The 25656-nt window shown below is 54.9% G+C and carries 17 protein-coding genes; 7 read left to right on the top strand and 10 right to left on the bottom strand.

Features of this window, described 5'->3' with window-relative positions:
• The first annotated feature begins 7 nt into the window (after positions 1-7).
• Both rcsD and rcsB read left to right on the top strand, forming a co-directional pair.
• Positions 8-2665, top strand: coding sequence for a phosphotransferase RcsD (rcsD, locus tag ACTJKZ_RS01575; RefSeq protein WP_161733348.1), 2658 nt, complete (start codon positions 8-10; stop codon positions 2663-2665).
• Between the two features lies 1 nt (position 2666).
• On the top strand, positions 2667-3317 hold the full coding sequence (rcsB, locus tag ACTJKZ_RS01570; RefSeq protein ID WP_003854204.1) for a response regulator transcription factor RcsB: 651 nt from the start codon (positions 2667-2669) through the stop codon (positions 3315-3317).
• A 54-nt stretch (positions 3318-3371) separates the two neighbouring features.
• On the opposite strand, the gene rcsC is transcribed toward rcsB, so the two are convergent.
• Positions 3372-6224: a two-component system sensor histidine kinase RcsC gene (gene rcsC / locus ACTJKZ_RS01565; RefSeq protein WP_161733350.1), complete on the bottom strand. Its 2853-nt coding sequence runs from the start codon at positions 6222-6224 to the stop codon at positions 3372-3374.
• A gap of 610 nt (positions 6225-6834) precedes the next feature.
• Positions 6835-9507 (bottom strand): DNA topoisomerase (ATP-hydrolyzing) subunit A, encoded by a 2673-nt coding sequence (gene gyrA, locus ACTJKZ_RS01560; protein WP_161733352.1) that lies wholly within the window; start codon positions 9505-9507, stop codon positions 6835-6837.
• Positions 9508-9684: 177 nt separating this feature from the next.
• Here gyrA and ubiG point away from each other — a divergent pair, with 177 nt between their 5' ends.
• From ubiG to yfaE, 4 genes are all read left to right on the top strand, one after another.
• A complete protein-coding gene (gene ubiG / locus ACTJKZ_RS01555; protein WP_440829127.1) occupies positions 9685-10410 on the top strand; it encodes a bifunctional 2-polyprenyl-6-hydroxyphenol methylase/3-demethylubiquinol 3-O-methyltransferase UbiG in 726 nt (241 codons plus the stop codon).
• Positions 10411-10937: 527 nt separating this feature from the next.
• Positions 10938-13223 carry a class 1a ribonucleoside-diphosphate reductase subunit alpha gene (gene nrdA / locus ACTJKZ_RS01550; protein WP_440829126.1) on the top strand — a complete coding sequence of 762 codons (2286 nt, stop codon included), beginning with the start codon at positions 10938-10940 and terminating at the stop codon, positions 13221-13223.
• 72 nt (positions 13224-13295) lie between these two features.
• Positions 13296-14426 (top strand): class Ia ribonucleoside-diphosphate reductase subunit beta, encoded by a 1131-nt coding sequence (gene nrdB, locus ACTJKZ_RS01545; protein WP_440829125.1) that lies wholly within the window; start codon positions 13296-13298, stop codon positions 14424-14426.
• A 2-nt stretch (positions 14427-14428) separates the two neighbouring features.
• Positions 14429-14689: a class I ribonucleotide reductase maintenance protein YfaE gene (gene yfaE / locus ACTJKZ_RS01540; protein WP_010258095.1), complete on the top strand. Its 261-nt coding sequence runs from the start codon at positions 14429-14431 to the stop codon at positions 14687-14689.
• 491 nt (positions 14690-15180) lie between these two features.
• Here yfaE and ACTJKZ_RS01535 read toward each other — a convergent pair whose 3' ends face one another.
• Together ACTJKZ_RS01535 and elaB are read right to left on the bottom strand one after the other, a co-directional pair.
• Positions 15181-16377, bottom strand: a complete 1197-nt coding sequence (locus ACTJKZ_RS01535) for a nicotinamide mononucleotide deamidase-related protein YfaY (protein WP_440829124.1) — start codon at positions 16375-16377, stop codon at positions 15181-15183.
• A 245-nt stretch (positions 16378-16622) separates the two neighbouring features.
• Positions 16623-16934, bottom strand: a complete 312-nt coding sequence (gene elaB / locus ACTJKZ_RS01530; protein ID WP_003854223.1) for a stress response protein ElaB — start codon at positions 16932-16934, stop codon at positions 16623-16625.
• A gap of 335 nt (positions 16935-17269) precedes the next feature.
• Here elaB and ACTJKZ_RS01525 point away from each other — a divergent pair, with 335 nt between their 5' ends.
• Positions 17270-18928, top strand: coding sequence for a glucan biosynthesis protein D (locus tag ACTJKZ_RS01525; RefSeq protein ID WP_253419408.1), 1659 nt, complete (start codon positions 17270-17272; stop codon positions 18926-18928).
• 266 nt (positions 18929-19194) lie between these two features.
• On the opposite strand, the gene ACTJKZ_RS01520 is transcribed toward ACTJKZ_RS01525, so the two are convergent.
• The 6 genes from ACTJKZ_RS01520 to nuoJ form a co-directional block, all read right to left on the bottom strand.
• Complete coding sequence (locus ACTJKZ_RS01520; RefSeq protein ID WP_285088281.1) at positions 19195-19653, bottom strand: GNAT family N-acetyltransferase; 459 nt, start codon at positions 19651-19653, stop codon at positions 19195-19197.
• A 123-nt stretch (positions 19654-19776) separates the two neighbouring features.
• On the bottom strand, positions 19777-21234 hold the full coding sequence (gene nuoN / locus ACTJKZ_RS01515; RefSeq protein ID WP_003854230.1) for an NADH-quinone oxidoreductase subunit NuoN: 1458 nt from the start codon (positions 21232-21234) through the stop codon (positions 19777-19779).
• A 6-nt stretch (positions 21235-21240) separates the two neighbouring features.
• Positions 21241-22761 (bottom strand): NADH-quinone oxidoreductase subunit M, encoded by a 1521-nt coding sequence (gene nuoM, locus ACTJKZ_RS01510; RefSeq protein WP_161733362.1) that lies wholly within the window; start codon positions 22759-22761, stop codon positions 21241-21243.
• A gap of 210 nt (positions 22762-22971) precedes the next feature.
• Entirely contained in the window at positions 22972-24807 is a 1836-nt protein-coding gene (gene nuoL / locus ACTJKZ_RS01505) for an NADH-quinone oxidoreductase subunit L (protein WP_161733364.1), read from the bottom strand.
• On the bottom strand, positions 24804-25106 hold the full coding sequence (gene nuoK, locus ACTJKZ_RS01500) for an NADH-quinone oxidoreductase subunit NuoK (RefSeq protein WP_003854236.1): 303 nt from the start codon (positions 25104-25106) through the stop codon (positions 24804-24806). Before nuoK ends, nuoL begins: the two co-directional genes overlap by 4 nt.
• Positions 25103-25654, bottom strand: a complete 552-nt coding sequence (gene nuoJ / locus ACTJKZ_RS01495; RefSeq protein ID WP_003854237.1) for an NADH-quinone oxidoreductase subunit J — start codon at positions 25652-25654, stop codon at positions 25103-25105. Before nuoJ ends, nuoK begins: the two co-directional genes overlap by 4 nt.
• Positions 25655-25656: the final 2 nt, after the last annotated feature.

Raw genomic sequence — 25656 nt, 5'->3', positions numbered from 1 at the left:
ACACGCTATGTTGTATAAGTTTCCACTGACCTCCGGCAATGTCACCCGCTTTTTTGTGGTTTTCAATCTGGTGCTGCTGCTGGCGCTGGGCTTTATGGTGCATAACTCGGTCAATGCCTGGCTGACTGGCAAACGCTATGCGATGGACGATCTGGCGCGTGACGTGCAGAAGCGCATCGACGCCTACCGCTTTGCCACCTGGCAGATCTATGAAAATCTCTCCACCAGTGCGGCAGGCGCAACACCCGGCAGTAATCTGCAGGAGACGCGGCTGCGTCCTGACGTCTATTACCTGGAAAAAACCCGGCGTAAAACCGAGGCGCTGATTTTCGGCTCACACGACAGCAGCACGCTGGATATGACCATGCGGATGTCGAACTATCTCGACACGCTGTGGGGCGCAGAAAATCCCACCTGGTCGATGTACTTTTTAAATGGTCAGGACAACAGCCTGATTATGATCTCGACCCTGCCGCTGAAAGATATGGCGACGCGCTATAAAGAGAGCGCTATCAGCTCAATGGTAGATAGCCGCCGCGCGGAGATGCTGCAACAGGCCAATGCGCTGGATGAACGCGAGAGCTTCTCGCCGCTGCGTCATCTCGCCTTCCAGAACGACCACTATTTCACGCTGCGCACCACCTTCAATCAGCCGGGCCATCTGGCCACGGTGGTCGCCTTTGATCTGCCGGTTAACGATATTGTTCCGCAGAACATGCCGCTGGAAAACTTCCAGCTGCGTCAGGACAGCTCAATGCCTGCCACGACAGCCGATCAGCAGGAGGTGGAAAACACCCGCATCACGCTGGTTAATCCCAATATTGAGATTACGGCCACCCTGCCCAGTACGTCGCTGCAACTGGTCTATCAGGTGCCGATTACCCGCCTGATTATCGACAGCCTGCACAACCTGCTCTGGCCGCTGCTGATCAACCTGCTGCTGTTCCTGCTGTCGCTGGCGGGTATTGTGCTGCTGCGCCAGCAGTCGCTACGTCCCAGCGAGAATCAGAGCGCTGAACTTGATTCGCTACGGGTACTGAATGAAGAGATTGTGGCCAGCCTGCCGGTCGGCCTGCTGGTGTATGACTTTGCCAGCAACCGCACCCTGCTGAGCAATAAGATTGCTGAACATCTCTTGCCGCATCTCAATCTGCAGAAGATTATTAATATGTCCGACCAGCATCAGGGCGTGCTGCAGGCCACTATCAATAACGAAGTGTATGAGATTCGCCACGCCCGCAGCGTGCTGTCGCCACATACTCAGCTGTTTATGATGCGTGACCAGGATCGTGAGCTGCTGGTGAATAAGAAACTGCAGAAAGCGCAGCAGGTGCTGGATCGCAATCATCAGATGCGTCAGCAGCTGCTGCACAATCTGGGCCATGCACTGAATCAGCCTCTGGAGAAGATGGTGACGCAGCTGGTGCAGCTCAGCCAGCGTGATGCCGATGAGACCGTGCTGGACCTGCTCGATGAGAGCCAGGGACTGGCGCGACTGGTAGATGATATCGTGCTGCTCAACCGGCTTGAGGCGCATGACTGGTCACCGGATGCGACCGTCTTTAACCTGCAGGAGCTGCTGGACGAAATCGCACTGGAAAGCCTGCCGCTGATGCGTCGCAAAGGACTGTCGCTGGTGGTGAATAATCATCTGGCGAATGACGAGACGCGATTTGGCGACCGTCGCGCACTGCGCAAAGTGCTGACCACGCTGATGCACTATGCTCTGACCACCACCCGCTGGGGAAAAATCACCCTGGAAGTTAAGGCTGCGGACAAACAGGCCGATAGAGTGATCATCGAACTGGTGGACACCGGTGCGGGTCTGACGGTGGATGAGCTGGCGAATGTCGACTTCCCGTTCCTGGGCGATACCAGTCAGGATCGCTACGGACAGGCTTCCGGCATGGCGTTCTTCCTGTGTAAGCAGCTCTGCAAGCAGATGGGTGGCAGTCTCGATATCGTGGCAAAAGCGGATATCGGCACGCGCTACAACATGCAGCTGCCGCTGGTGCTGGAAGAGAAGCGCGAAGAAGAAGAGGAGAAGATTCTGGATGGTGTGACCGCGCTGGTGGAGATCACCGTGGAGGACGTACATAAAATCGTCTGCCGCCATCTGGAAAACTGGGGCGCGCGTTGTCTGACGCCCGATGAGCGCATTTCCGGTCAGGATCACGATGTGCTGGTGACCGACGATCCCGCAAAGCTTAGCGGCTGGGCACTGCTGCTGGCGGAAGATGAGCTGGGTCATCATGCACTGAACGACCAGCAGTATCGGGTCAATTTCAATCTCAGTAATGCGATGCTCGATGCCTTACTGGCCCTGATTGAGAAGCAACTGTCGCATGATGTGATGGATAATGACATGGAAGACGACACGGCCACGCCATTGATGAGCGGTGGCTATTTCCAGCTGTTTACGGAGACAGTACCGGTTGATGTGAAGAGACTGTATACTGAGTCAGCGGAAAAGGACTACGCCTCGCTTGCTCAGACAGCGCATCGCCTAAAGGGCGTGTTTGCCATGCTCAATCTGACTCCCGGCAAACAGCTTTGTGAAGAGTTAGAACACCACATTAAAGCGTGTGACGATTCAAACATTACAAATACCACCAGTGATATTGACGCTTACGTCAATCAACTGCTGCAGCAAGGTAACCAATAAGATGAATAACTTAAACGTAATTATTGCCGATGACCATCCAATTGTCCTTTTCGGTATCCGAAAGTCTCTGGAACAAATTGAATGGGTCAACGTTGTAGGTGAGTTCGAAGACTCAACAGCACTGATCAATAATCTGTCCAAGCTTGATGCTAACGTCCTGATCACCGACCTCTCTATGCCAGGTGAGAAGTATGGCGATGGCATTACGCTGATTAAATATATTAAACGTCACTATCCGGATCTGTCGATTATTGTTCTGACCATGAACAATAACCCGGCGATTCTGAGTTCTGTGCTGGATCTCGATATCGAAGGGATTGTCCTGAAACAGGGCGCGCCTACCGATTTACCAAAAGCACTGGCTGCACTGCAGAAAGGCAAGAAATATACGCCGGAAAGCGTTGCGAAGCTGCTGGAGAAGATCAGCGCAGGTGGTTATGGCGACAAACGCCTGTCACCGAAAGAGAGCGAAGTACTGCGTCTGTTCGCAGAAGGTTTCCTGGTGACCGAAATCGCCAAGAAACTGAACCGCAGTATCAAAACCATCAGTAGCCAGAAGAAATCAGCAATGATGAAACTGGGCGTGGATAATGATATCGCGCTGCTGAACTACCTGTCGTCTGTCAGCCAGAGTCAGGTCGAAAGAGACTAAGTTACGTCTGAGGCGGTGCAGTCTGTACCGCCTCTTCTCCTGCCCTATCCTGCTTTATCCTGGCCGCGTTTTACGCACCCGATCAGCATAGATTGCCAGCGTCACCTTCAGCACATCCAGCGTCACCGGTTTCGACAGACAGTTATCCATACCCGCATCCATACAACGCTGTTTCTCTTCCGCCAGCGCATTCGCCGTCACGCCCACCACCGGGAAGAGATGGCCCAGCTGACGCAACCGCTGCGTCAGGCGATAACCATCCATGTTTGGCATGTTCACGTCCGTCAGCACGATGTCGATTTCATTACGACTCAGCACGTTAAGCGCATCCACGCCATCCTGCGCGGTTTTGACCTGATAGCCCAGCGTGCCAAGCTGTTCCGATAGCAGCATGCGGTTAATCGGATGGTCATCAACAATCAGCACCATGATGTCATCGTTATGCACTTTCTCTTCGACCGGCGCGGCAAGCAGCAACGCATCCGCTGTATCGTGGCCCAGCGAAATACGATAGATGCGCGCCAGAAGAGCCGGCACCTCGTGCAGCGTGGCTGTCGAGTGGATCCAGCGCCCCGGCTGACGTTCACGCGGCATATCCACATGCGATCCGTCAAAGGTGATCAGCGCCCGCAGCGGTAAGTCGATTTCCAGTTCGTAATCGGTCATCACCACATCGTCGTGACCCGGCTTACCGTTATACTCCGCAACCTCAATGCCCTGCTGCTGAATCTGGCGGGTAACAAATTGCGCCAGATAGTCATTGCGCATCGCCAGCCAGATTTTCTTATCCTGCAAACCCTCCAGCAGCATCAGCGACGGCTTCTGTCCTTTGTAGATCGGAATACGGACAATGAACTGGCTGCCCATGCCCGGCTCTGAGTCGACCTCGATGTCACCATCCATCATGTTGATCAGCTTTTCACAGATCGCCAGTCCCAGCCCCGTGCCCTGGAAATTACGCTGCACGCCATTTCCCACCTGGAAGAAGGGATCAAACAGGCGCGGCAGCTCCTTCGCCGGGATGCCGACCCCGGTATCCCGGACGCGGAAGGCCAGATAGCCCTCCGCAACCCAGGCATGCAGGATAATACAACCGGTGTGCGTAAACTTAATCGCGTTATTCAGCAGGTTCGAGATCACCTGCTGCAGACGCAGCGGATCGCCGTCCAGCACCTGTGGCACGTCATGTTCGATGAAGCAGTAGAGCGTCAGCCGCTTCTTCACCACCAGCGACAGATAGTTGCCGACGATGTGGGTCACGATTTCACGTGGGGCAAACGGACGCGGCTCGATTTTCAACTGCTCGGACTCAATTTTCGAGAAGTCGAGAATATCGCTGATGATCTTCAGCAGCAGGCTGGAGGAGTTGTTCATCGCCGTCACCAGCGAGTCGATGCCGCTGGGCAGCTCTTTGGTCTGTAACAGGTCGAGGTTACCGATAATGCCATACAGCGGCGTGCGCAGTTCGTGACTGACGGTAGCAAGGAACATCGATTTTGACTGGCTCGCCTGCTCTGCCGCGTGAGCCATCTCCTGCAGAGACTGCTCCATCCGCACACGCGCTGAGACATCGACCAGCACGCAAATCGCCACGTTCTCATTACGATAACGCGAATGCACAAAGCTGATTTGCAGGTTGGTATTACTGCCGGTCAGCACATCGACAAAATTGACCTGCTGTCCGCCGATTATCTCATTCAGCTTCAGACGATCTTCCTGCGTCAGCAACGTCAGATAGTTATGCGCCAGTTCGTTACTCAGAATATTGGTGCCGTCGCTGGTGCGTAAAATACAGATCCCGACCGGCGCAGAAGCAACAATCTTACGGTTAAACTGCTCATGCTCTTCCAGCCGGTGCGCATTCTCCTCCGCCGGCAGGAACATCCGCCGCTCAAATACCCAGGCAAGCGTAAACAGGATCACCGCACTGAAAATATTGAGCAGCAGCGCATTAATGATCATCAGCTTGAGCTGATCCACCATCACATCGGTGGGTATCGACCAGACCACATTAAGGTCGGACGGCGGCAGCGGTTTCTTCAGCACCAGCTGACGATACCCATTCAGATAACCGAACCAGGTTTTATCATCCGGCAGATTATCGAGCGAGAAGCCCAGCCCGCCGCGCCGCGAGTTAAGCAGTGGACGATAATTTTCATCGGTAATGGACGCAATGACCGGCAGGCTACCCGGCTGAATAAACTCATCCAGGCGGATATTCTGCTCAACACCCAGCAGCGCCTGTAACTTGTTGGCGACGTAAACCGGCACCACCATATAGAAGGTGCCGACACCGGGCTGAGCACTGCTGTTGATCCAGTACATCGGATTGCGGCGATCCTCCTCACTGCTATTGCGATAGCGGAGCACATTCTCACGCAGCGATTTCAGGCTGCGTTCCCGATCGGCATTACTGCTGCCAATGGTAAAGTCGGCCAGACACTGGCTCTCGCCACCGATAAAGAACACCCGATTCAGTTCATACGATGAGGCGAAGTTACTTTTCCAGTAATTGATGTAGTAGCTGAGTGAATCGAGCGAATTGCGCCAGGTATTGCTCATTGAGGTGCAGTCGCCATCCGAGAACAGCGGCGTATACTGCGGCTGGGTGGCTTTACCTGGCATCATGCCGGTCAGCACATCCAGACCACTGCTGGCGTTGGTTAAGCGGTTTTCAGTGATGTACTTCAGCTCACGCATCATGTCCGCCGAATGGCGCACATACCACTGTATCGTGCCGTAGTTGCTGGCGAACTCCTGCCGGACCTGCGTCTCTTTATTGTGCAGTACGCTGATGATGTAAAACGCTGTCAGAACGGCACCCAGCGTCCAGATTAGCAGCGCCAGCGCGCGAAAAAGATAGCGCGAGATGCGAAGCGTAGTGCGGAAAGAGACAGGATATTTCAAAGGTAACTCGCAGTTGGCAAGGTTAGTCGCATCATCGATTTTTAATGCCCATACACTAGCTTTATCGGGCGAAAAAAGCCAGCCAGCCGCAGGCTTAGCGGAAGGTTTGGGAATCTTTTAAGACAGCCAAAGCGCCATCTGCATCTCCTCAAAGCGACACCACAACCCCAATAAGAAAGGCCTGCTGTGCCCGAAGAGCAAAGCGTCCACGCCACGGATGGTGTGGACGATCCGCAGGGATGCGGGAATCCTTTGCGATCGGGCATTGCGACCGCTCCCGACTCATAGCCACCAGCCATGTGCCCGCCCCACATCTCACCCCGCCCATCCCCTCAAAGCGACACCCAAATCCCAACAAAAAAGCCTGCTGTGCCCGAAGAGCAACGTGTCCACGGCAGGGATGGCGTGGCCGATCCGCAGGGATGCGGGAATCCTTTGCGATCGGGCACAGCAGGCATTGCGACGGCTCCCGACTCACAGCCATCAGCTCCCAGCCACCCGCCATAAACTCTCTGCCCCTGCAATCTGTCCATCACACACAAAAAAACGGCAGGCCGGGTTTCCCCTGACCTGCCGTTTCTGCAACGAACCTCAGCTCACGTCAGACAAATTACTCTTCGTCTTCAGCTGCGTCGTCTTCGTCTTCTGCATCCGCTTCCGGTGCAATCTCTTCATCGTCAATCTCAGCTTCCGGCGCAATATCATCTTCGCCTTCCGCCACGCTGCCGTCGATTGAATCCAGCTCTTCTTCTTCAACCGGCTCGGCAACACGCTGCAGAGCGACTACGTTCTCATCCTCTGCGGTACGAATCAGGATCACACCCTGGGTATTACGACCCACGACGCTCACTTCTGAAACGCGAGTACGCACCAGCGTACCGGCATCGGTGATCATCATAATCTGATCGCCATCGACAACCTGAACCGCGCCAATTACCGGACCATTACGTTCAGTCACTTTGATTGAAATAACACCCTGCGTCGCACGCGACTTGGTCGGGTATTCGCTGTTGGCAGTCCGCTTACCGTAACCATTCTGCGTTACGGTCATAATGGCACCCTCTTCACGCGGCACAATCAACGACACGACACGATCGCCTTCAGCCAGCCTGATGCCGCGCACGCCAGAAGCGGTACGACCCATGGCACGAACTGCGGTTTCTGCGAAGCGCACCACTTTACCGGCCGCTGAGAACAGCATCGCTTCGTCATTACCGTTGGTCAGCGCCACACCGATCAGCTCATCGTCATCACGCAGATTCACGGCAATAATGCCGGCGCTACGCGGACGACTGAACTCTTTCAGCGCAGTCTTCTTCACGGTACCCAGCGCGGTCGCCATAAAGATATTGAAGCCTTCGGTATACTCACGTACCGGCAGAATCGCCGTAATGCGCTCGTTGGCTTCCAGCGGCAGCAGATTGACGATTGGACGTCCACGTGCGCCGCGACTGGCTTCCGGCAGCTGATAAACCTTCATCCAGTAGAGACGGCCACGGCTTGAGAAGCAAAGAATCGTGTCATGGGTATTCGCCACCAGCAGACGATCAATGAAGTCCTCTTCTTTGATACGTGCGGCTGACTTGCCTTTACCACCACGACGCTGCGCTTCATAGTCGGTCAGCGGCTGATACTTCACATAGCCCTGATGCGACAATGTCACCACAACATCTTCCTGATTGATCAGGTCTTCGATGTTAATATCGGCGGTATTTGCGGTGATCTCTGTACGACGATCGTCGCCAAACTGATCGCGCATCAGCTCCAGCTCTTCGCGGATCACTTCCATCAGACGCTCAGCGCTCGACAGAATGTGCAGCAACTCAGCGATCTGCTCCAGCAGTGCCTTATACTCATCCAGCAGCTTCTCGTGCTCAAGGCCGGTCAGTTTCTGCAGACGCAGATCCAGAATCGCCTGAGCCTGCTGCTCGGTCAGATAGTACTGACCATCACGGATGCCGTACTGCGGATCCAGCCACTCGGGACGCGCGGCGTCATCACCGGCACGCTCCAGCATCGCTGACACGTTACCCAGATCCCACGCCTGTGCAATCAGACCCGCTTTCGCTTCTGCCGGGTTTGGTGCACGACGAATCAGCTCGATAATTGGATCGATATTCGCCAGCGCAATCGCCAGACCTTCCAGGATATGCGCGCGGTCACGGGCTTTACGCAGTTCAAAGATGGTACGACGCGTTACGACTTCACGACGATGGCGAACAAAGGCATCCAGAATTTCCTTCAGCGCCATAATCTTCGGCTGGCCCTGATGCAGCGCCACCATATTGATGCCAAACGATGTCTGCAACTGGGTCAGTGAATAGAGATTATTCAGCACCACTTCGCCGACCGCATCACGCTTGATTTCAATCACGATGCGCATGCCGTCTTTATCAGACTCATCGCGCAGTGCGCTGATGCCTTCGACACGCTTCTCTTTCACCAGCTCCGCAATCTTCTCAATCAGGCGTGCTTTGTTCACCTGATACGGCAGCTCGTGAATGATGATGGTCTCGCGGCCCGTTTTCGCATCGGCTTCCACTTCGCCACGTGCGCGAATGTAAATCTTGCCGCGTCCGGTGCGGTACGCTTCTTCGATGCCACGGCGACCATTGATGATGGCGGCGGTCGGGAAATCAGGCCCCGGAATGTGCTCCATCAGCGCTTCAATGCTGATGTTCTCATCTTCAATGTACGCCAGGCAGCCGTTAATCACTTCACGCAGGTTGTGCGGTGGAATGTTGGTTGCCATACCCACGGCGATACCGGAAGAACCGTTCACCAGCAGGTTAGGGATTTTGGTCGGCAGAACTTCAGGGATCTGCTCAGTGCCGTCATAGTTCGGTACGAAATCGACGGTCTCTTTTTCCAGGTCAGCTAACAGGTCGTGGGCGATTTTCGACATGCGAATTTCGGTATAACGCATCGCTGCAGCGGAGTCGCCGTCGATGGAACCGAAGTTGCCTTGTCCGTCCACCAGCATGTAACGCAGGGAGAAAGGCTGGGCCATACGTACAATGGTGTCGTAAACGGCGGAATCACCATGCGGGTGATATTTACCGATAACGTCACCGACGACGCGGGCAGATTTTTTATAGGGTTTGTTCCAGTCGTTACCCAGTACGCTCATCGCATAGAGTACGCGACGGTGAACCGGCTTCAGGCCATCACGCACATCGGGTAAAGCTCGGCCAACGATGACCGACATGGCGTAACCGAGGTAAGAATTCTTTAATTCTTCTTCGATATTGACCGGTGTAATTTCTCTCGCAAGGTCGCTCATGGAGCCGCTATCCCTCTACTTAATCCCGGATTTTAAAGGTGCGAAAGTATATCACACTGCAATGCTCTGGTGAACGTTAACCACCGATTTCCCCTGCTTTTCATTGCCCCTGAAAGGTGTGCCAACTGCGGTTAAGCGTTTATACTGTGGGCACATTTTGTCAGGAGTTACGATTCAATGAATGCACAACCGCAGAATCATCAGCATAACGTCGATGCGCAGGAAATTGCCAAGTTTGAGGCCGTTGCCTCACGCTGGTGGGATCTGGAGGGTGAATTTAAACCGTTGCACCGTATCAACCCCCTGCGCCTGGGCTACATCGCGCAGCGCAGCAATGGCCTGTTCGGTAAAACCGTGCTCGACGTTGGATGCGGCGGCGGCATTTTATCCGAAAGCATGGCGCGTGAAGGCGCAGTTGTGACCGGTCTGGATATGGGTGCCGAACCACTGGCCGTGGCGCGTCTGCACGCTCTGGAGAGCGGCGTCACGCTGGACTACGTTCAGCAGACCGTTGAAGAGCATGCGGAGCAGAACGCAGGGAAATATGATGTGGTGACCTGCATGGAGATGCTGGAGCACGTGCCGGATCCCCGCTCGGTGATTCACGCCTGTGCGAAACTGGTCAAACCCGGCGGCGAAGTCTTTTTCTCTACGCTGAACCGCAATCCCAAAGCCTGGCTACTGGCGATCTTTGGCGCGGAATATGTGCTCCGCATGCTGCCGCGCGGCACCCATGACGTGAAGAAGTTTATCCGTCCTTCCGAACTGCTGGGCTGGGTGGATGAAACGACGCTGCGTGAACGTAACATTATCGGCCTGCACTACAATCCGCTGACCAATCGCTTCAAACTGGCCCCCGGCACTGACGTGAATTATATGGTGCACACGCACCGCGCCGTATAAGTGATCGGCCCGCCTGAATCAGGGCGGGCTTGTCCTTCCCTTTCTGCTTTTCATCGCCTGCTGCCGCCGGAACCAACCGCAACAGAGGCATAGTGTTATCTGCCAGTGGGTTACGTCTCACCCACTCTCTTCTGCCTCAGATTTCAGTCCGCGTCATCTTGCAACGGCCCATGCACGTAGTCTCTTTTCGCTTTTTTTCCTCCCCTGCAGGGCCGAAAAGGGAGGATTGAATAAGAAATACGCGTCCGATCAAAGTTAGAAAAAAAAGTGTGATCTGGTTGACATGTTGCCAGGCCTTACAAGGCGTGGGCTAAGAAATTTCGCAAGAATTACAACCCCTCCAGCCATCATTTTTTGCTCTTGTTAAGCGGCCGTAAAATACTAAAATATGCCCCCATGTAGTTATGACTTTTCTCATCACCCCCTAGATGTAGTGTTTATCCACACATTATTCACAATGAATAGGCTGTGTATAAACCGGGATTTCTTTTAATTTTTGGATACTCACGCAAAGGTAAAAACGCGACATGAACCAGAGTCTGCTCGTTACTAAACGCGATGGCCGCCAGGAGCGCATTGATCTCGACAAAATTCACCGTGTGCTGGACTGGGCAGCTGAAGGGCTGAACAACGTCTCAGTGTCACAGGTGGAGCTGCGCTCCCACATTCAGTTCTATGATGGCATCAGAACCTCTGACATTCATGAGACCATCATCAAGGCCGCAGCAGACCTCATCTCTCGCGATGCCCCTGACTATCAGTACCTGGCTGCCCGCCTGGCAATCTTCCACCTGCGTAAAAAAGCGTATGGTCAGTTTGAGCCGCCGAAGCTTTATGACCAGGTCGTTAAGATGGTCGACATGGGCAAATATGATCGCCACCTGCTGGAAGATTACAGCCAGGAAGAGTTCGCGCAGATGGACGAGTTTCTCGACCACTGGCGTGACATGAACTTCTCCTACGCAGCGGTAAAGCAGCTGGAAGGCAAATATCTGGTCCAGAACCGCGTCTCGGGTGAAATTTACGAGAGCGCGCAGTTCCTCTACATTCTGGTCGCTGCCTGCCTCTTCTCTGGCTATCCGCGCGACACGCGTATGGATTACATCAAGCGTTTCTATGATGCGATCTCCACGTTTAAAATCTCACTGCCGACGCCAATCATGTCGGGCGTGCGTACCCCGACGCGTCAGTTCAGTTCCTGTGTGCTGATCGAGTGCGGCGACAGCCTGGACTCCATCAACGCCACCTCCAGTGCAATTGTGAAATATGTCTCTCAGCGTGCCGGTATCGGCATCAACGCCGGTCGTATCCGTGCGCTGGGCAGCCCGATTCGCGGCGGTGAAGCGTTCCACACCGGCTGTATTCCGTTCTATAAGCATTTTCAGACCGCAGTGAAGTCCTGTTCTCAGGGCGGCGTACGTGGCGGCGCAGCGACGCTGTTCTACCCGATGTGGCATCTCGAAATCGAAAGTCTGCTGGTGCTGAAAAACAACCGTGGTGTTGAAGGTAACCGCGTGCGTCACATGGACTATGGCGTTCAGCTCAACAAGCTGATGTATCAGCGCCTGCTGAAAGGCGAAGACATCACCCTGTTCAGCCCGTCTGACGTGCCTGGCCTGTATGACGCGTTCTTCGCCGATCAGGATGAGTTTGAGCGCCTTTACACCAAATATGAGCAGGATAAGAGCATCCGTCAGCAGCGTGTTAAAGCGGTCGATCTCTTCTCGCTGATGATGCAGGAACGTGCTTCAACTGGCCGTATCTACATTCAGAACGTCGATCACTGCAACACTCACAGCCCGTTTGATCCGCGCATCGCGCCGGTTCGCCAGTCTAACCTCTGCCTGGAAATCGCCCTGCCGACCAAACCGCTGGAAGATGTTAACGACGAAAACGGTGAGATCGCCCTGTGTACGCTCTCTGCGTTCAACCTTGGCGCCATTGAAAGCCTCGACGATTTGGAAGAGCTGGCTACCCTGGCGGTGCGTGCCCTTGATGCCCTGCTCGATTATCAGGATTACCCGATTCCGGCTGCACAGCGTGGTGCCATGGGTCGTCGTACCCTGGGCATTGGCGTCATCAACTACGCTTACTATCTGGCGAAGCACGGTGTGCGCTACTCCGATGGCAGCGCTAATGGCCTGACCCACAAAACGTTTGAAGCGATTCAGTACTACCTGCTGAAAGCGTCAAACGAGCTGGCGAAAGAGCAAGGTGCCTGCCCGTGGTTCAATGAAACCACCTATGCACAGGGCATTCTGCCGATCGATACCTATAAGAAAGACCTGGACGGGATCAGCAACGAACCGCTGCATCTCGACTGGGAGAGCCTGCGTGAAGAGATCAAGACGCACGGCCTGCGCAACTCGACCCTGTCCGCGCTGATGCCGTCTGAAACCTCGTCGCAGATCTCCAATGCCACCAATGGCATTGAGCCGCCACGTGGCCACATCAGCATCAAAGCATCAAAAGATGGCATCCTGCGTCAGGTGGTGCCGGAGTACGAGCGTCTCAAAGATCAGTACGAGCTGCTGTGGGAAATGCCTAACAACGATGGCTACCTGCAACTGGTGGGTCTGATGCAGAAATTCATCGACCAGGCCATTTCGTCCAACACCAACTACGATCCGTCACGCTTTGCCAACGGTAAAGTGCCGATGAAACAGCTGCTGAAAGATCTGCTGACGGCGTACAAGTTCGGCGTGAAAACGCTCTACTATCAGAACACCCGTGACGGTGCGGAAGATGCGCAGGATGACCTGGCACCTTCTATCCAGGATGATGGCTGCGAGAGCGGCGCCTGTAAGATCTAATGGTCAGGCGGGAGACTCTCCCGCCTCATTCATTTCACGAGGCCTGGCTTCGTCTACTTTTGGACAACTTTTATGGCTTACTCTACTTTCTCACAGAACAAAAATGATCAGCTGAAAGAGCCGATGTTTTTCGGTCAGTCCGTCAACGTGGCGCGCTTCGATCAGCAGAAATATGACATCTTTGAAAAGCTGATCGAAAAGCAGCTCTCCTTCTTCTGGCGTCCGGAAGAGGTGGATGTCTCACGCGACCGTATCGACTACCAGGCACTGCCGGATCACGAAAAGCATATCTTCATCAGCAACCTGAAGTATCAGACGCTGCTGGATTCGATTCAGGGTCGCAGCCCGAACGTTGCCCTGCTGCCGCTGATTTCAATTCCTGAGCTGGAAACCTGGATTGAAACCTGGGCGTTCTCTGAGACGATTCACTCTCGTTCATACACCCATATCATCCGTAACATCGTTAACGATCCGGCGGTAGTGTTTGACGATATCGTTACCAATGAACAGATTCTGGCGCGTGCCCAGGATATCTCACGTTATTACGACGACCTGATTGAGATGACCAACTACTGGCATCAGCTGGGCGAAGGCACGCATCAGGTCAACGGCAAGCAGGTTGTGGTCAGCCTGCGCGCCCTGAAGAAGCAGCTCTATATTTGCCTGATGAGCGTCAATGCGCTGGAAGCAATCCGTTTCTATGTCAGCTTCGCCTGTTCATTCGCTTTTGCTGAGCGTGAGCTGATGGAAGGTAACGCCAAAATCATCAAACTGATTGCTCGCGATGAAGCGCTGCACCTGACCGGCACTCAGCATATGCTGAACCTGCTGCGCAGCGGTGAAGACGATCCAGAGATGAAAGAGATTGCAGCAGAGTGCCGTGAAGAGTGCTTCGAGCTGTTTAAGAAGGCGGCGCTGCAGGAGAAAGAGTGGGCAGAATATCTGTTCAGCGGCGGCTCTATGATCGGCCTGAACAAAGACATTCTCTGCCAGTATATTGAGTACATCACCAATATCCGTATGCAGGCGGTGGGTCTTGAACTGCCCTTCCAGACGCGCTCTAACCCGATTCCCTGGATCAACTCGTGGCTGGTGTCTGACAACGTTCAGGTCGCGCCGCAGGAAGTGGAAGTGAGCTCTTACCTGGTCGGTCAGATCGACTCTGAAGTGGGCGCTAACGACTTCGACGACTTCCAGCTTTAATCATGAGCCGTGACGTTGTTATTCTGCGCAGTTCCGGCACCCGGCTGGAATGCACAGACGAGCATACCAATCTGCTGACGCTGCTGGAAGCCAACAATCTCTGCGTGGAGTTTCAGTGCCGCGAAGGTTACTGCGGCTCCTGCCGGATGCGGCTGCTGAAAGGCGAAGTGCATTATCCACAGCGGCCGCTGGCCTTTGTGCAGCAGGATGAGATCCTGCCCTGCTGCTGCAAAGCCAAAGGCGAGATTGAGCTGGAGTTATAACTGAGGTGGAATAAGTCTGGCTTGATTTGCTGTGAGATCGAGTCAGCTTAGGGAACACGGTCAGATCGGAAAGACGCAAAAAGCGTCATCCCTGACAGCTCGTCCCGCGCGATTACGCACCTCATCCCTGAGGTGCGCCCGTAGCCGGGCCAACGCGTTGCGTTGTTCAAAAACGCTCCCGGCGTTTTTAGTACGCACCTCATCCCTGAGGTGCGCCCGTAAACGGGCCAACGCGTTGCGTTGTTCAAAAACGCTCCCGGCGTTTTTAGTACGCACCTCATCCCTGAGGTGCGCCCGTAGCCGGACCAACGCGTTGCGTTGTTCAAAAACGCTCCCGGCGTTTTAGTCCCAGGCGCGGGACGCTTTCCTCCTCTGCCCGTGTTCCCTGCGCTTTGAGCTAATTTATTGCTGCGAGAATGACGCTGTATGGGGTTAATTCGCAGTCACATACAAGACGGGCGCCTCAGGCGCCCGTTTTATTTTCACTGATATTACTGTCTGACAGTTTCAACCACATCAATCCAGCCGTGACCGGTGCTCACTTCGCTGCCGTGTAACCAGCGGCGCAGCATGTTCATCGCCATCATTGCCACCACCTTCTGCCGCGTCTCCAGATTATGGCGACCGGTACTGAACTTCACGCGCTGACCAAAGCTGCCATCCGGCGTATGCAGCGCCACCGAAATCTCCTCCTGCTCAAGGCTGCCAACAGAGAGTGCCAGCGCTGCCTGCTGCTGCGCGGCAAAATCACGGGTGCGGTTCACCTGTTGCTCCAGCGTCTCCTGCTGTGGTGGCAGAATGTCAGCACCACGCAACGGCACGCTGGCGGTAGCCAGCTGCCAGTAAAGCAGACCGGCGGTGTTTTGCTCGCTGACTGCCAGTTGTTCACCGCGCTGCTCCAGCTCGCGGGCCAGCAGGGCGGGCAGACCTTCGGTGCCTTCAAAAATGGTGCACTCCGCCAGCAGCAGACGCACCTGCTGCCACACCTGCTCCATCGCTACCCGCTGACTGGCCGGGCCGGTAAGTTTGATCTCAATAATCGGCATCGATGAGCGATACCCCATCACCACGCCTTCCGGCAACGCCAGCGGCTCCAGTTCAGCGGCAATATCGCTTTCACCGCGACCAAAGGTCGTCAGTCGCAGGCAAACCGGCGGCTCGGGGGGCGAGAATTTGGCTTTCAGACGGGGAATGATCTGCTGCTCCACCATCACTTTAAATTCAGACGGCACGCCAGGCGTGAAGAACATCCAGCAGCGATTAAGTTGCAGGGCAAAACCACAGGCGGTTCCGACGGGATTATCAATCAGCTCCGCATTGGCCGGAATTTCAGCCTGTTTGTGATTGCTGGCCGCCATTATCCGTCCGCGACTGGCGAACCAGGCTTCCATCTGTTCCAGCCAGTCCTGCTGCATTGCCAGTTCTACGCCACAGGCATGCGCGGCAGCCAGCGCGCTGAGATCGTCACTGGTTGGCCCCAGGCCGCCATTGACTATCAGCACATCGGCCTCATGACTGCGCGCCTGCAGCGTGGCGATCAGCGACTCGAGTGAATCGCCTACCGTGGTGCGACTGGTCATAGGTAAACCCTGCTGGAACAACGTATCCGCCAGCCAGGCTGCATTGGTGTCGACGATTTGGCCATGCAGCACCTCATCCCCGGTTGACAGCATCTCTACTCTAATCACATCGGATCCTCCTTTTCACGTTTGCTTCACTGTATGAAGTCCGCCCGGGAAACACAATCGGCATTACCCGCGATTATGATTGTTGCGGCGGAGGCAGCACGTAGCGCCTGAAAGTCAGAGGGTGGAGCAGGATTGTATGACTCAGATGAGAGTATTCAGGATAGTGAGAGACCCACAAAAACGGCGGGATTTCCCCGCCGTTTTTTACTACGTTTGTCTGCTACAACTGTGTGAGCAGGTCGCGATTAGCGACGCGCCAGCAGCAGACCAAGCACCAGACCGGCAGTTGCACCAATGCCGACGCCCTGCCACGGTTTTTCATGCACGTAATCGTCAGCGCGGTAAGCCGCCTGTTTAGCGCGATAGTAGTAACTATCTGACGCCTGGCTGACACGGGATTTCACATCGTTCAGCGCCTGTTCAGCTTTGCTTTTTAGCTCAATATACTTCTGATCGGCCGGATCGCCTGATGCCTTAAGCACTTCTTCAAGGGTTTCGGTCAGTAACGCAATATCGTCATCGAGGCCCGATTCGAATTGATTTGTCTGATTTACCATCATTTCCTCCGTGTGAATTGCAAAGCAGTTCATTAACTATAGTCATAATCTGGCGCTCTGCTGTTTTCCTGTTCCAGGAATCACCTGATTTTTCATCTGCTAAAGTTGCTCAGTTCAGGCGGTGCGCCGTTTCGCTGCGCAAAGAAATGTAAGACGCCACGGCAACCACCGAATTTCGCTTCGCTTCTTTGATTAATCTGATAAATTTTGTCGGGACTGAATTTTCCAGTAACCCTACTGTCGTACCCCTCTGTTGCCTGTGATTATCGGGCCATGAAAGTGCATTTTGCACGACAGTCACGACACCCTCGAACAGCTAAGGAATGATCTCTGGCATGAATCGAAGAATGTTTATGAAAGCGTCAATGGCCTTCTCCGCCGTCAGCGGCATGACCGGCCTGTCAACGCTGTTTGCGCAATCAGCATGGGCAGAAGATGGCATTGCTGACGGCACCGCCGTACGCTTCGATTTTGACGTACTGAAGAAAAATGCGGCCGCGCTGGCGAAAAAACCCTGGGGCGGTGCGCCAGGCGCGTTGCCGGAGACGCTGGCTACACTGACCCCGCAGGCGTACAACGAAATTCAGTATGACGCTAACCACTCGCTGTGGAATAACCTGCCCGACCGTCAGCTGGATGTGCAGTTCTTCCATGTCGGTATGGGCTTTAAGCGTCGCATCCGTATGTTCTCTGTTGATGGCGCAAGCCGCGAGGCGCGCGAGATTCATTTCCGCCCCGAGCTGTTCAACTACAACAATGCGCACGTTGATACAAAGCAGCTGGAGGGCAAAACTGACCTCGGCTTCGCCGGTTTCCGCGCCTTTAAAAAGCCGGAGCTGACCCGTCGCGACATCGTCTCTTTCCTCGGCGCAAGCTACTTCCGTGCCGTGGACGATACCTTCCAGTACGGTCTCTCGGCGCGTGGTGTGGCGATTAACACTTTCAGCAACGGTCAGGAAGAGTTTCCGGACTTCACTGCCTTCTGGTTTGAAACGCCAAAGGCGGAAGATACCACCTTCACCTGTTACGCCCTGCTGGATGGTGCCAGCCTTACCGGTGCCTATAAGTTCATCATCCACTGCGAAGAGAAACGTGTGGTGATGGAAGTAGAAAACCACCTGTTTGCCCGTAAAGAGATCCGTCAGATCGGCATCTCACCGATGACCAGCATGTTCAGCTGTGGTACCAATGAGCGTCGCATGTGCAATACCTACCATCCGCAGATCCATGACTCCGACCGTCTGGCGATGTGGACCGGTAAAGGCGAATGGATTGCCCGCCCGCTGAATAATCCGCAGCGTCTGCAGTTCAACGCCTATGAAGATGAGAATCCGCGTGGCTTTGGCCTGCTGCAGCTGAATCACGACTTCAAAGATTATCAGGATGTGATCGGCTGGTATGACAAACGTCCGAGCCTGTGGGTTGAGCCGGTCGGCAAGTGGGGCAAAGGCGCGATCAACCTGATGGAGATCCCGACAACCGGTGAAACGCTGGATAACGTGGTCTGCTTCTGGCAACCGGCTGAACCAGTCAAAGCGGGCAGCGAGCTGAACTTCTCCTACAAGCTTTACTGGAGTGGTCTGCCGCCAGTACGAAGCGGTCTGGCGCGCGTGGATGCTACCCGTACCGGTATCGGTGGCTTCCCGGAAGGCTGGGCGCCTGGCGAGCACTTCCCTGAAACCTGGTGCCGTCGCTTCGCCATCGATTTTATTGGTGGTGATCTGCAGGCCGCTGCGCCGAAAGGCATTGAGCCGGTGATTACTGTCTCATCGGGCAGTGTGAAGCAGGTTGAAATTCTGTATGTCGATCCGCTCAAGGGTTACCGCATCCTGTTTGACTGGTATCCGAACAGCGATTCCACCCAGCCGGTTGAGATGCGTCTGTTCCTGCGCAGCAAGGATGAGACGCTGAGTGAAACCTGGCTTTATCAGTATTTCCCGCCTGCGCCGGATCAGCGCAAATATGTTGATGACCGCCAGATGACGGTGGGTTGATGTAAACAGGCGAGGCTCAGGCCTCGCCTGAGATTAATGACAAAGTGTGGCCCGGTTAGCTGTGAGACCAAGCCAGTGCAGGAAACATGGTCAGATCGGAAAGTCGCTTACGCCAATCCCTGCCTCGCTGGGCCTGCGCCGTCCATGGCGCGGGACGCTTTCCTCTTCTGACCATATTCCCTGCGTATTGAACTAATCCATCGCTGCCAGTTGCACCCTGATTTGAGTTTGTCAGCTGTATGAGACGAGGCTCAGGCCTCGCGTTTTTACGGCGCCTTCTTCAGCATATCGACGTGTGGGATACCATCTTCCAGATAACTCTCCCCTGTCGCCACAAATCCATGCTGCTCATAGAAATTTTCCAGATGCGCCTGAGCGGAGAGAAACATGTCACGACCCGGCCAGTGCTGCTGACAGCTGCTGATCGCCTGCTCCATCAGACGATTGCCCAGCCGCGCACCGCGAACCCGATCTGATACAATTACCCGTCCAATTTTTACCGGGCTGTTTTCATCAATCGGAGAGAGAAGGCGCGCATAGGCCACCAGCTGGTCATCCGCCATGCCCAGCAGATGCCGGTTTTCCGCCTCCAAATCTTTGCCATCCACATCAAGGTAAGCACACTGCTGTTCGACTACGAACACGGCGCTGCGCAACGCCAGCAGCGCATAGAGTTCCGGGGCGGTGAGTTCACTATGATGTTTATCCTGCCAGTCAAGGTTCATCGTCTCTCCTTTAAACCACACACTCTACATCAGTGCGGTGTCGCCAGCACCTGCTGGTCACGGCGTCTGACAGGCAAAAAAAATCAGGCCCGAAGGCCTGATTCATCACTTGCAGTCAGCTGCTTACATCAGTGGCTGTGCCATCTGCACCAGTCTGATCAGCGGCTGCGGATAAACCCCTAACAGCAGCACCAGAATGGCGGAGATCAGCACGACCACACCACCAGCCGTAAATGCCCAGTTAGCCGGGGTATCACGGGTATGCAGTTCCGGCGGGCTGAGATAGAGACTCACCGTCACGCGCAGATAGTAGTAGAGGCCAATCGCACTACCCGCAACCACAGCTCCGGTCAGCCACCACAGGTGCGCACTCACACCTGATGCGATAACGTAGAATTTACCGATAAAGCCCAGCGTCATCGGGATACCCGCCAGCGACAACATCATCACCGTCATCACGGCTGACAGGATAGGACGATGCCAGAACAGACCACGATAGGAGTAGAGCGAGTCGGCATCCGGGCCACGATACGGGCTGGACATCAGGCTCACCACACCAAAGGCACCCAGGCTGCTGAACAGATAACCCGCCAGGTATACACCCGAGGTTTCCAGCGACAGCTGATGATCTTTCACCGCAATCAGCGCGACCAGCAGATAACCGAGATGGGCGATAGAGGAGTAGCCCAGCAGACGCTTGATGTTGCTCTGCGAAATCGCCATCAGGTTACCGAACAGAATCGACACGAAGGCGATCATGGCCAGCACCGTGCGCACCGCTTCGCTGTCGGTCACCGGCGCATACATGAACAGACGCATGATGACACCGAAGATGGCAATCTTGCTGGCAGTGGCCAGGAAGGTTGAAACCGGCGCAGGCGCACCCTGATAGACATCGGGCGTCCAGAGGTGGAACGGCACCAGTGAGAGCTTAAAGCCCAGACCGATGATCATCATGCCCAGACCCACCAGCAGCAGTGGCTCGTGGATCATACTGTCTGTCAGGCTCTGACCCAGCGCCACAAAGCTCAGGTTACCGGAGTCAGCGTAGATCAGTGCAATACCAAACAGCAGGAACGATGAGGCCGCCGCAGAAAGAATGGTATATTTCAGCGCCGCTTCCAGCGAACGTTTCTGGCGGAAAGCGTAGCCAATCAGACCAAACAACGGCAGTGACAGCAGTTCAATGCCGATGAACAGCGAGGCCAGATGGTTAGCGCTGGCCAGTACGATGCCACCGAGCGCCGCAATCAGCACCAGCAGATAGAACTCATCTTTGTTGTCGGGATAGCCTGCCAGCCACGGATAGGCAAAGGTGCAGGTTGCCAGACTCGCCAGCATTACCAGCGCGGTGTAGAACATCGAATAGCCATCGACGCGCAGCAGCGGCGTGACATCCATCGCCCCGACCTGACCGACAAAGTAAAGCGAGAGCAGCGCCAGGTTCAGGCCAACTACCGTTAGCGTGGCGTTAACGAAGTGGTTGCGTCGCCAGGCAATGGACAGCATCACAACCACCACCGTCAATCCGACGATTAACAGCGGTAGCAACGCAATCAATTGGTGAGGAGTTATTGTCATGGCGAATTACGGCCTTGTAGTTGAAATTGAAGCGGTAAACCACTGCTGAATATTGCTCATGGCAGCGTGCGAAGTATCCAGAATCGGCTGTGGATAGACGCCCAGCAGCACCAGCAGCACCACCAGAACACCGATGGTCATAAACTCACGCGGTGACATGCCTGGCAGCGGATCTTTCGATTTCGCTTCGCCGTAGTAAGCGCGCTGCATCATCACCAGCGAGTATACGGAGGCGAACACCAGACCAAAGGTCGCGATGATAATAATCATCGGCACCACCTGGAAGCTGCCGGTCAGAATCATAAATTCACCGACGAAGTTACCGGTGCCCGGCATACCGAGGTTGGCGACAGCAAAGAACAGCGACAGACCCGGAATCCATTTGATGCGCGACCACAGGCCACCCATCTGACGCATATCACGGGTATGCAGACGCTCATACAACTGACCACACAGAATGAAGAGTGCAGCAGCGGAGAGACCGTGCGCAATCATCTGAATCACCGCACCCTGCAGCGCCAGCTGGCTGCCGGTGTAGATGGCAATTAGCACAAAGCCCATGTGCGAAATCGAGGTGTACGCAATCAGACGTTTGATATCGGTCTGCGAGAAGGCCATCCAGGCACCGTAGAAGATACCGATGATGCCTAACCACATGGCGATGGGCGCAAACTCGGCTGACGCGTTCGGGAACAGCGGCAGGCTGAAACGCAGTAAGCCGTAAGCCGCGGTTTTCAGCAGGATACCCGCCAGGTCGACAGAACCGGCTGTTGGCGCCTGACTGTGTGCATCCGGCAGCCAGCCGTGCAAAGGCACCACCGGCATCTTGACCGCAAAGGCGATAAAGAAGCCCAGCATCAGCAGATATTCAACACCGCTCGACATTGGTGTCTGTAGCAGTTGTTCGTAGTTGAATGTCCAGACGCCGGTCGCGTTGTAGTGAACAAATACCAGGCCCAGAATCGCAATCAGCATCACCAGACCTGAAGCCTGGGTATAGATGAAGAATTTGGTCGCAGCGGAGATACGGGTTTTGCCGTCCGATGCTTTATGACCCCAGAGCGCGATGAGGAAGTACATCGGCACCAGCATCATTTCCCAGAAGAAGAAGAACAGGAACAGGTCGATGGAAAGGAACACACCGATTACGCCGCCCAGAATCCACATCAGGTTCAGATGGAAGAAGCCCTGATACTTTGAGATCTCATTCCAGGAACAGAGCACCGCCATCAGACCGAGCAGACCGGTCAGCACTACCATCAGCAGTGACAGGCCATCAATGGCTAAATGGAAGCTGATGCCGAAGCGTGGGATCCACGGAACGGAGAAACTTGACTGCCACTGCGGAATACCCGCTGCCTGCGTCAGTGAATAGCCTCCCTGCAACCAGAGTTGCAGTGAAAGCGCCAACGTCAGCCCCATGGTGATCAGCGCGATCCAGCGTGGCACCTTCGCGCCAAGGCGCTCAGTGAGCCAGCAGATCAGACCACCGACGAAGGGTATGATAATTAGCCAAGGTAATAACACGGCACACTTCCCTTTTCTTTGTCTTAGTTCGGGCTATCTTACTTGCCATTTTGCTTCCCGATAGTGCTCGCAATCCTCACATACCTCGGTATGCTCCGGTTGCTGTGCGCTGGCGGTAGCCAAACTGGCCGCGACGATAACGCCCTTGCTCAGGACAATTTTTGACATTCTCAATGGGCAGATTAGCTAACCTGCCCCGCTCATCAATCTTTAAATCACCAGCAGCAGAGCCAGTACCAGCACGGCACCCACGCTCATTGACGCAACGTACCAGCGCAGGTAGCCATTCTCACTGACCACCAGGCCTTTGTTGGCAATGCGTGACAGCAGCGCAGGCAGGTTCATCAGACCATTCAGTGGATCGCGCTTCAGCAGCCACGCAATACCCAGGTAAGGTTTGACGAACACTTTATCGTAGAGCCAGTCAAAGCCCCAGGCCGCAAACCACCAGGTGCCGAAGAAACGGCCTGGCGCACTGTTTGCAATGCGGGTAACCAGCTCACGTTTGCCCAGCCACAGCGCGGCAGCGATCAGAATGCCAACGATCGCGACCACGCCCGAGGTGATTTCCAGTCCCACTTTGCCCGCTTCACCGAACTCGCTGGCTGGCAGTACACCTGCCAGCGGTGGCGTGATCAGCGCACCAATAAAGGTGGAGAGCAGCAGCAGCACAATCAGCGGCAGATGATGGGTAATGCCTTTACCTGCGTGCGCATGAATTTTCTCTTCGCCATGGAACACAATGAAGATCATGCGGAAGGTATAGATAGAGGTCAGGAACGCCCCCACCAGACCCGCGACCATCAGATTGATGTGACCGTTAGCCAGTGCGCCAAACAGAATCTCATCTTTACTGTAGAAGCCCGCCGTAATCAGCGGCAGTGCCGCCAGTGCCGCGCCGCCTACCAGGAAGCAGGTGTAGACCAGCGGAATGCTCTTACGCAGGCCACCCATTTTAAAGATGTTCTGTTCGTGATGGCAGGCCAGAATCACTGAACCCGAAGAGAGGAACAGTAACGCTTTAAAGAAGGCGTGCGTCATCAGATGGAAAATCGCCGCATCCCACGCCTGAACACCCAGCGCCAGGAACATATAGCCAATCTGGCTCATGGTGGAGTAAGCGAGAACGCGTTTGATGTCGGTCTGCACCAGCGCGGCAAAGCCTGCCAGCACCAGGGTAATTGCCCCGATGATGCCGACCAGATGCAGCACTTCCGGCGTCAGCAGGAAGAGACCGTGGCTGCGGGCAATCAGGTAAACACCTGCCGTCACCATGGTCGCGGCGTGGATAAGTGCTGAAACCGGTGTCGGACCGGCCATCGCATCTGCCAGCCAGGTCTGTAACGGCAGCTGTGCCGATTTACCGACCGCGCCACCCAGCAGCATCAGCGTTGCCCACTGCAGCATATGGTTATCTGCGGCAAAGTGCGCCGGAGCCAGCTCCATCATCTCGCGGAAGTTCAGCGTGCCCAGCTCGTTGTAGAGAATGAACAAGCCAAATGCCAGGAAGACGTCGCCCACGCGGGTGATGATGAACGCTTTCATCGCCGCTTTGCCGTTTTCCGGATTGCTGTAATAGAAACCGATCAGCAGATAAGAGCAGAGCCCTACCCCTTCCCAGCCCAGATACATCAGCATCAGGTTATCGGCCAGCACCAGAATAACCATGCTGGCGATAAACAGGTTGGTATAGGCGAAGAAGCGGGAGTAGCCCTCTTCTCCACGCATGTACCAGGAGGCAAACATATGAATGAAGAAGCCGACGCCGGTCACCACCGACAGCATGGTCAGCGACAGGCCATCCAGCGTCAGGTTCACCTTCATGTCGAAGTTGCCGACATGCATCCAGGTCCAGAGTGACTGAGTATAAGCTTGCTGACCACTGGCGAAGAACTCGAAACCGATCAACGCCGTCGTCAGTGCGGCCAGACCCACCGATCCCATACCTACCGTGGCCGACAGGTTCTCAGACCAGCGACCGCGGGAAAACGCTAACAGCAGAAAGCCAATCAGCGGAAACAAGACAGTTAAATAGAGAAGATTCATCCGCGCATCTCGCTCACAGTATCAATGTTCAGCGTCTGACGACGACGATAGAGCTGAAGCAGCAGTGCCAGACCAATACTGGCTTCCGCTGCCGCCAGGCTGATCGCCAGGATATACATCACCTGTCCATCGGCCTGACCCCAGTAGCTCCCGGCAACCACCAGAGCTAAAGCGGCGGCGTTGATCATGATTTCAAGGCCGATCAGCATAAACAGCAGATTGCGGCGTATCACCAGCGACGTCAGTCCAAGGACAAACAGCACGGCAGCAAGAATCAATCCATGTTGTAACGGGATCATGCGTTCTCCTTTTTCACCTGAGCGGCATCAGCATTGCGGTTACTCAGGACTTCGCCCTGACGCTCTTCACGACCGATATGGAACGCCACGACCAGACCCGCCAGCAGCAGCATAGAGGCCAGTTCGACCGCCAGTACGTAAGGACCAAACAGGCTGATGCCGACCGCTTTAGCGTCGATGATGGTGCCATCAATGCCCTGGTCATTCGCCGTCAGAATGGCGTAGATCATTACCACCAGCAGTAGTAACGAAACGATGCCCGGACCAATCCACAGCGACGGACTGAGCCACTCACGCTCCTGCTTCTCAGTCTGTTTGCCCAGGTTCAGCATCATGACCACGAAGACGAACAGCACCATGATGGCCCCGGCGTAAACGATGATCTCCAGCGCACCGGCAAAATAGGCTCCCATTGAGAAGAAGACGCCCGCGATCGATAACAGCGAAACGATCAGGTACAGCAATGCATGTACCGGATTAGTGTGGGTAATGACGCGCAACGTCGTCAGCACCGCCACCAGTCCGCAAAGATAAAACGCAAATTCCATGC

This window comes from Pantoea sp. 22096 (assembly GCF_052045955.1).
Lineage (GTDB): Bacteria > Pseudomonadota > Gammaproteobacteria > Enterobacterales > Enterobacteriaceae > Pantoea > Pantoea alfalfae.
Note: the sequence above shows the minus strand (reverse complement) of the source record. Positions and strands in the feature narration are given on the sequence as shown.